4 protein-coding genes are annotated in these 2786 nt (G+C 41.3%); 1 reads left to right on the plus strand and 3 read right to left on the minus strand.

All coding sequences use genetic code 11. From position 1 onward, the window contains the following. Nucleotides 1-19: 19 nt before the first annotated feature. Together KDK19_RS09865 and KDK19_RS09870 are read right to left on the minus strand one after the other, a co-directional pair. Nucleotides 20-544: a transglycosylase SLT domain-containing protein gene (locus KDK19_RS09865; RefSeq protein WP_257291840.1), complete on the minus strand. Its 525-nt coding sequence runs from the start codon at nucleotides 542-544 to the stop codon at nucleotides 20-22. Between the two features lie 24 nt (nucleotides 545-568). Continuing rightward, a complete protein-coding gene (locus KDK19_RS09870) occupies nucleotides 569-883 on the minus strand; it encodes a transcriptional regulator (RefSeq protein WP_306801326.1) in 315 nt (104 codons plus the stop codon). A gap of 327 nt (nucleotides 884-1210) precedes the next feature. Here KDK19_RS09870 and KDK19_RS09875 point away from each other — a divergent pair, with 327 nt between their 5' ends. Further along, nucleotides 1211-1603, plus strand: coding sequence for a hypothetical protein (locus tag KDK19_RS09875; protein ID WP_257291842.1), 393 nt, complete (start codon nucleotides 1211-1213; stop codon nucleotides 1601-1603). A gap of 41 nt (nucleotides 1604-1644) precedes the next feature. On the opposite strand, the gene KDK19_RS09880 is transcribed toward KDK19_RS09875, so the two are convergent. Beyond that, nucleotides 1645-2235 (minus strand): hypothetical protein, encoded by a 591-nt coding sequence (locus tag KDK19_RS09880; protein WP_257291843.1) that lies wholly within the window; start codon nucleotides 2233-2235, stop codon nucleotides 1645-1647. Nucleotides 2236-2786 lie beyond the last annotated feature (551 nt).

Genomic DNA, 2786 nt, shown 5'->3' on the forward strand with positions numbered 1-2786 from the left:
AATTATTGAGAGTCATGAATCAAAAGAGGCGACATCTATCCTGACACAGCGGGGTTTCATCTTTCCAATGATGATAGCGACCAACGCCGAGCTCCAAATCATTTGGAGAAGATTTTATAGCTGTTGAAAGGATCTGGGCACCGACATCAAGATTGGTAGCTGGATCAAGAAGGTCAGTGATGTTGGAAACTTTGTCTTTGTGATAACGGTAATTTACCTGCATCAAACCCACATCAATGGAATCGTTATCTGTTTTCTGCATCTCCTGTAACTTTTTCTCGGCATCCGACTTGTTTAATCCATAATATGCATCGGATAAGGTTCTCAGGGTCCATGGCCAGGGGCTTATTTGTTTACTGCCTTTGTCGCCTCTGCCGGAGGCACTCTCAGCAAGCGCTACAGAATAGAGCAGGTAGGGATCAATACCGTGTCGATTTGCTACGGTTTCCCATTGTGTCCCTTCCAGTGCCAAGTCCGATGCATGGATGAATGGCGTGAAGAAGAGGCAACAATGCAATAGTAAACGAAGTATATAGCGTGTCATTTAGTACCTTCCATTAAATGGTATTTATCCTTTTTTTGGCAGTCCATTGCTGTACCTTTCAGGCCACAGATCAGCAGGCTTGACTCCAAGGTGCAGGGCTATGTTGTATTCACAAGCGGGATATGATCGATACATAGCTTGAGAGTAACATTGCCGACTTATGCCACTTTTTGATGCAAGTTTGGCTAACGACAAACCGCGTATTTTCAGCTGATACTTTATCCATTCTCTTCGATCGTTTGGACTCGAAGGAATGCTTTCTATTGTTATTCTTGGTTCAGATGAAAAATGTTCAGATTTGTCATTTTTAACTTCCATCTTCTTGACATTTCTTGTCATGTTTAATCCCTGCGCTTATTCTTACAAGAAGTTTACGTTGTGCGCAATAGCTTTATAAGTAATTTCCGAAATTAAAGCTGAATTTTAATTAATCTGTAACATTAGAGCTTGTTTCATGAAACATTGATGGAGAAATGTTATGCCGTTACAATTCTTAGAAGAATTGTTTATTCTGATAATGTTTCGTATTGGTGCGATTATGTTTCGATTTGGTGCGTTCGGTTTGTATTGGTGCGTGATGAGTATGCATTAAGAAAATGAATGAGATCATTGCAAAAATGGATTGGCGTGTGATCCTGTTAGTAGATACAAAGGAGGTTAAATGAAATGAAAGGCAAGGCTGCGCTTTGGTTATTTTTCATAGTTATTTGCATTTTATCTATGGTTTTTACCCCAGTAGGTGGGATAGGCCTGCTTATTTTTGGAGCTGTATTCTTTGGGGCTATAAGAATTTGGTATGCGCTTTTGTGTTTTTTCTTTTCTAAACCAGCACTAATGATTTGCTGGGTTTTGGCAATACTTCTTGATTTAGGTGGAGTAGGGAGTCTCTTGTTTGCCTTTAGTTTAGTAGGGATGCTCCCTTTTGCTATCTATTACTGGTTAACAGTGAAATCAGAAAGAAAAATGTATTGTTGTAGAGAAGATTCAGATGATAAATTGAAAAACATCTCTGGACTTGATGACGGAACTATTGATCCTCTTTATAGAGATGCTATCTAGGTTGTAGTATAACAACCTAGATTTTAAAAAGACGAAAAGGATTATTTTTTAAGTGTGGAAGGTTCTATCTCTATAGGTCTATCAGACATAACCAAACTGTTGGTAATAGGCATACTTATCTGTGCATGTTCTCCAGATTCTGTTGCGTTAGTCATCTCTTGAACCATGCCATCAATCACCGATCTTCTATAATCAGAAAGAACCCCATTTTCTGAGTATTTATCTTCAATTGCCTCCAAAGCTATTCTAGTGCCTTCTATATCGCCTCTGTACAGGGCTGAGAATAGAGCTCTTTCTTCGGCTCCATGATCTCCCCATCCTTCAGTTGCTTTATTCACAATCATATCAGCTCTGGCGTCCATTATTTTTGAGTACTCTTCTTTTCCTGCTTTCATTGCTGGTTCAATAACCTGAGAGTATGCGAAGTAACCTAGAGCTCTGTTGCCCCCTCCTTCTGCCATATCAGGAGCGTCATGGTGCATAAAACCTGCATCACCGTGGAACATATCGGAAGCATTACCACCCTTCATGAATAGATATGAGCCCATGTCATCATTCAGCCCTTTTACATCATCAACTGTCATTGTGTTACCAATGAGATCTTGAGCACCTGCTGATAAAGGTTTATCCATTGCTGCAACAAATGCCTGAGCGCCGAGACCTAAGATATACTGTGAGCCACCTAAAGACGCACTCCCTAAGGTATCTAGTGAATTAGCCAGATATTCGTGGAAAACCGGGGTCAGGTCTTGATTGTTGACATCATTTAACTCTGTTCAATTTTTAAGGTTCTTTGGCTCGTTCCCATGTGTGGCAAAACAGTTGCTCACATGCTGAATTTAAACGACATCTCAAGCTGTAGAGCCCGTTTTCAGGTGTGGGTTTGCATTCCCACGCTGGAGTATGGAACGAGTCATTACGATATACCGGGTGCACATCTTGATCGAACACTGCCAAAGCCCTATCGCAAACGACTTTCTTCCTGGTACAAAAAGAAGCTGTTCTCCCTCCTTCCCAGATAGCAAAAGAAACCCTGCCTCTGGTTCGCTGTTTTTATCACGGTAGCAGCTCCCATCAGGAAGATTGGTTCTCCACCCAATACCTTGGCCAGACTATCTCACCATGACCGCATCCAGAACCATGGATATTGGTCTGGCACCTCTGATGGACACCTCTTTCAACC

Origin of the sequence: Endozoicomonas sp. ONNA1, assembly GCF_024606325.1 — a bacterium.
GTDB lineage: Bacteria > Pseudomonadota > Gammaproteobacteria > Pseudomonadales > Endozoicomonadaceae > Endozoicomonas_A.